The sequence below is a fragment of the Allocoleopsis sp. genome (genome assembly GCF_036703385.1).
Classification (GTDB): Bacteria; Cyanobacteriota; Cyanobacteriia; order Cyanobacteriales; family Coleofasciculaceae; genus Allocoleopsis.
Window position 1 is genome coordinate 1 of the sequence record NZ_DATNPA010000254.1, and the last position, 5,768, is coordinate 5,768.

The 5,768-nt window shown below is 48.3% G+C and carries 4 protein-coding genes; all 4 read left to right on the forward strand.

Features of this window, described 5'->3' with window-relative positions:
- Positions 1-602: 602 nt before the first annotated feature.
- Positions 603-1,238 carry a sigma-70 family RNA polymerase sigma factor gene (locus tag V6C93_RS12220; RefSeq protein ID WP_333476936.1) on the forward strand — a complete coding sequence of 212 codons (636 nt, stop codon included), beginning with the start codon at positions 603-605 and terminating at the stop codon, positions 1,236-1,238.
- 85 nt (positions 1,239-1,323) lie between these two features.
- On the forward strand, positions 1,324-2,298 hold the full coding sequence (locus V6C93_RS12225; protein ID WP_333476937.1) for a DUF1822 family protein: 975 nt from the start codon (positions 1,324-1,326) through the stop codon (positions 2,296-2,298).
- 365 nt (positions 2,299-2,663) lie between these two features.
- Complete coding sequence (locus V6C93_RS12230; RefSeq protein ID WP_333476938.1) at positions 2,664-4,991, forward strand: CHASE2 domain-containing protein; 2,328 nt, start codon at positions 2,664-2,666, stop codon at positions 4,989-4,991.
- Positions 4,992-5,001: 10 nt separating this feature from the next.
- On the forward strand, positions 5,002-5,768 hold a 767-nt coding region (locus tag V6C93_RS12235), incomplete at its 3' end, for a DUF928 domain-containing protein (protein WP_333476939.1).

A 5,768-nucleotide genomic window follows, 5' to 3' on the forward strand; every position in this document is an offset into this window, starting at 1 on the left:
GTTGAAATCGACTAAAATCCCTATCAGGGATTGAAACTGACCGATACTATTGGGAAACGTACTACAAAGAAAGTTGAAATCGACTAAAATCCCTATCAGGGATTGAAACATCTGCCATCACATCGAAGCTGCCTTGAACTATCAAGGTCGAAATCAACTAAAATCCCTAAGATTGAATACGAGACTGGGCAAGTTGAACAAATTTTGGGCAGGCGGGACGCCTACCCCACAAGAAAAAATGACTAAGAGTGGGATGGGCATCTTGCCCATCCAAGAAGAGAGCTCTTCAAGAGGTCAGTGGCTTATAGGTACCCACCCCAACCTCTCGCATTGCAGAACAAAGGTACCCAAAAAGAGTGCTTTTTGGTCGAGTTCCTTGCAGGATATGCGAAAAATGAAGTAGGGGCAGCCCTTGTGTTAGCCTTCCCAGAGGGGAGAGTTCGCACAAGGGTACCCTCACAGGAACATTACTGGAATCAGCAACGCCATAAATGTACAAACGCATCGCCTTACTCAGAACCTAAGAAATCCGAACCGTTCCATAGAATTTGCATATCTCTAGACACAATCGGCAGTAGAAAAACTTAAGGAGCGATCGCTCAATGAACACACTGGAGGAACGCGGCGACTCATTGGTTACACAAGCCTGTCAATATCCACCAGGAAGTGCCGCGCGTCAGAAGCACCTAACAAAGATTATTCGCTTAGTCGCCCCCAAACTTTGGCGAGAGAATACCCCATACTATCAAGACGCCCTGCAACAAACCTGGATTTATTTCTGCCAGAACATCTGCGAAGGCAGGACAGGTAAAGCTTACGACCCTGATCGGGGTAGTATTGTCACCTGGTTAAATTTCTACCTCAAGAAACGACTCCAGGATTTGAGCGAGGACGCTCGCCAGCGGGAAAAAAAAATCGTTACCCCAAAACGAGATGATTATAATGAAGGTTTTGATCCACTCGAAACAATTCCTTCTGAACCGGACGTTCCCCCACTGCTAGAACAAGTCAAGCAATGGGTTGAAGCCGATCCAGACGGTGAATTAAACGGTATCCACATCGCCAACCGTCCAGATGTAACCGCCCAAATCTTAATCCTGCGGCGCTTGCCCCCGGAAACCAGCTGGAAAGACCTGGCTACAGAATTTAACCTATCAGTTTCGACATTGAGCAGTTTTTATCAGCGACAATGTCTACCTCGGCTGCGTAAATTTGGTGAATCAGAGGGATATCTATAGTAGAGAGATTTAGCCAGAGTTCATCTACCTGTTTTAGCTGCTGTACCTAACCCCAACGATTCAGTACCACTCAAGGAAGAATACCATGACACACCCCACCCACGAGCTAGACAACTTGTCCTTGTCGCTACCCATCACTCAGACGGCACTTCGTACAGCACAGCAGTTTGCCAACGAACAACCCACCCCTCAAAAAGCTGAGCAAGTCCGGTTCAATACCTTAGCCGTATGTGTAGTCAATGACTACTTGCAGATGATGGGCATTCCGACAAACTTAAAAGCTAGCGACAGCTGGAATCCTGTATTACGCCTGTGTGCGAATGTTGCTGACTTGGAAGTCACAGGAGTAGGTCGGGTAGAATGTCGCCCCCACCAAAACTCTCAGCCCAATTGCTATATTCCTCCCGAAGTTTGGTTAGATAGAGTTGGCTATGTTGTTGTTGAGATCGATGAACTCTCCCTTGAAGCAACCGTATTAGGTTTTACCCAAAACGTAGCTAGAGAAGAATTACCCATTAGGCAGCTACAACCGATAGAAGATTTAATCGATTGTCTGGTAGAACCTCAACCTGTGATACAACCCAAGAAGGCAAAAATCAACTTGAGCCAATGGCTTTTCAATACCTTTGAGCGAGGTTGGGAAACCGTAGAAACGCTGTTAGCCCCAGCCGAGTCTGATTTAGCCTTTAGTTTCCGCAGTGCCCCCGATTCCGTTATGGCTGAACCTGAACTCTATAAAGAATACATCAGTCGCGCTAAGCTCATCGATTTAGGAATGCAGCTAGCGGGTTACCCAGTGGCTTTAGTGGTGGAACTCCAACCCGAATCCGATCGCAAAACCAATATTCTCCTCCAGGTGCATCCCATCGGCGATCAATTGTATCTCCCCCCACTGCTTCAACTCACCGTCCTCGATGAATCTGGATTAATTTTTCTGGAAGCCCAAGCCAGAAATGCGGATAATTATATACAGTTACAGTTTAGTGGTGTACCTGGGGAACAATTTAGCGTTAAAGTCGCTTTGGGTGATGCCAGCGTCATAGAAGACTTTGTACTGTGAGTGTCATCATCCCCCAATCTCTGCCCTCCTTTCTCAAGAAGGTTGGGAGTTGCCAGCAGGGAAGCCCTAATCGGTCTTTAAGCCATTGACGTACTCGCCTTGGCAACAGTGAAAGCCCAGATTTCCATCTTCTCTCCTTCACTCATCTTCCCAAGCAACCAGCGAAGCCTTTAAGCGGAACTGGATCGTGCTGGAATCCGTGAATTTTTGTTAAGGATCGGTCAATCCAAAGCTCTTTGAGCGAATTCCCACAACACAGAAGTGCATAGCCTAACAATGATAGGAGATAGAACTTCTAGGAGCGTACCACGGAGTCATCTCGATTGCCGATGCAATGCCCTTAACTGCGATCTGGAGAAGCCATCATGGGTAAGTTAGTCGTCCTCAAGCTATGGGATGGTAGCTTTGAGCAGGGATTTCCCGTCACCTTACAAATTGGAGACGATGAACGTCACCCCTGTTTAGAAACAATCGGAAAACTGCCACCGATCCCAGAAATTCCCAAATACTACGGTACATGGGCTACCAATTATCGCCGTTTGGGACTGCGTTCCCGACTCGAAGCCAGTGTTGCCCAGGTCACGAATGTTTCTACAATAGAAAGTTGCTGTAGTGCAGCCCAAATTTTACGCGATCGCCTCAATGCTTGGCTCGACTCTGAGCCATTTCGCCCGATTCGAGAGAAATTACTCGAACAACTCATGCCTTCTCAGGAAATCCGGCTGATCATTCAAACCGATAATCCTTGGTTACGACGACTCCCCTGGCATCTGTGGAATTTTTGCGATCGCTATCCCAAAGCCGAGATTGCCCTAAGTCCACTTAGCTTCCGCCCCTACATACCCATCCCCTCCTCACACTCCAAAGTCAGAATCTTAGCGATTCTCGGTAATAGTAAAGGAATTGATATTCAAGCCGATCGCCTCTTGCTCGAACAGTTACCCAACGCCGAAGTTCGATTTTTAGTAGAGCCACAACGTCAAGAACTCAATGACGAGCTTTGGACACAGGACTGGGATATTCTTTTCTTTGCAGGTCATAGTTCCAGCCACGAAAATGGCGAAACAGGTCGGATATATCTTAATCAAACAGATAGTTTAACCATTGACCAATTAAGATTTGCCGTTAAAAAAGCCGTAGAAAAAGGTTTAAAAATCGCAATTTTCAACTCTTGTGATGGCTTAGGATTAGCGCAAAATTTAGTAGATTTACAAATTCCACAAACTGTGGTAATGAGGGAGCCTGTACCTGATCGCGTCTCCCAAGAATTTTTAAAGTACTTTTTAGACACCTTTTCCCAAGGTGAATCGTTTTATCTCGCCGTGCGAGAAGCTAGAGAACGATTGCAAGGATTGGAAGATCGATTTCCTTGTGCAACTTGGTTACCCATGATTTTCCAAAATCCTGCCGTCGTGCCACCAACTTGGGAAGAGTTGTACCAGGGTTTCATCCCACCTTCACCTCCACCTCCACCTCCACCGCAGCCGATTCCTAACCGACTTCGTACTATCTTGCTTCTCAGTGTAGGCATTACATTTTTATTGCTAGGAATTCGACATATGGGATTCCTACAACCACTAGAGTTGCGGGCGTTCGACGAGATGATGCGACACCGACCCGCCGAACCCCCAGATTCGCGTCTTTTGGTCGTCACCGTCACGGAAGACGATATTAAAGCTCAGGGAAATGAATTCCGGCGTGGGTCACTCTCCGATCGCACCCTAGCCAAATTGTTAGCGAAACTAGAATCCTATCAACCTAGGGTAATTGGTTTAGATATCTATCGGGATTTCCCTGTAGAAGCCAAGTATCCAGAATTAGCCAAATATCTTAGAGAAAGCCATCGCTTCATTGGCGTATGCCAAGCCAGTACAGACCGTAACGACTCAGCGATTGAACCACCGCCAGAAGTTCCACAGGCGAACCTGGGCTTAAGTGATGTTGCGATCGATTCAGGTGGCATTGTCCGTCGTCATCTGTTGGCGATGACCCCGTCTCCTGCCTCTCCTTGTACTCCCCAGTACACCCTCAGTACTCAGGTCGCATTGCGCTACCTGGAGGCACAAGGTATCTCACGTCAAGTAACCCCAGATGGGTTGTTAAAACTGGGCAAAGTCGTTTTTAAGCCTTTAGAATCTCACAGCAGTGGCTACCAAGGCGCTGATACTTGGGGTCATCAAGTGCTGCTCAATTATCGCTTCTACCGCTCTCCTGAGGATTTTGCCGGACAAGTCAGCGTCCAGCAAGTTCTCAAGGGTCAGATCAATCCTAATGCGGTTAAGGACCGGGTGGTTTTCATCGGTGTTACAGCGCCTAGCGCGAAGGACTTTTTTCCCACACCCTACGCTCAAACAATTCCAGGGGTCGTCGTTCATGCCCAGCAAGTCAGTCAGATTCTCAGCGCGGTTTTGGATGGACGCCCTCTGTTGCGGGTTTGGCCTGGGTGGGGTGAAGCCCTGTGGATTTGGGGATGGTCGCTAGCTGGCGGTCTGATCGGCTGGCACTTTCTCAGAGGGTCGCGCTGGGTGGTTGTTGTGGGTGCGATCGCCATCTTGTACGGACTTAGTTTTGTGCTATTTATCCAGGGAACTTGGGTACCGCTTGTCCCAGCCGTCTTGGTTTTGGTCTTCACCAGTGGCAGCGTTTTTGCTTACATCACCTGGCAATCTCGACATTCAACCTTCACACCTTAGCTGTTGAATCATGATTTACCAAAAGCTTTCCCAACTCCCAAAAATTTTAGCGATTAGTTTAACTGTTGTCAGTGCGTATGGCAGCCTTCCCGTAGCGAGTTTGGCAACACCCATACCCGCCCAATCTACCCTATCCCCCATCACCGCCAAGCCTGCTGTAGCAACTCACCCCTCCTTGCTCCGGTTAAAACTCGCCCAGACTCTAGGACAACTAGCCAGTCGTAGTGCTGCTAATACCTTCAAAACCCCACCACTACTCAAAGACCGAGGCGCACCCGCACCCGGTAAACGAGTTGGTGGCGGAAGTCGGGGTGCTTGCCCCGTCGCCAGCAAGAGTCTCACCGCTTTGGTGCCGATTATTCCATCCTCCCCTACTACTCGTGGCGACTCAGTCTTGGGCTTAACAGTTGCCGCCCATCCTACCTTGTGGTTTTATTTTCCCTATGCCCTCACGTCTACACGCCCGGTTGAGTTCATTCTCAAAGATGATCAGGACAACCTCATCTACCAAACCCAGTTATCCGAGTCGGGAGCTACGCCTGGAGTCGTTGGATTCAAGCTTCCTAACACAGTACCCGCGCTTGAGGTGGATAAGCGCTATAAGTGGTACTTCACCATTTATTGCGATGCACAAGAGCGTAGCGATTTCAGATCGGTTGAGGGCTGGGTGCAACGGGTTGCCCTGAACCCATCACTAAATCGGGATTTAGAGCAAACCAAACTCCAACAGAAGTTTCTGCGCTATAGCGAAGTAGGGGTTTGGTACGAAGCTGTAAC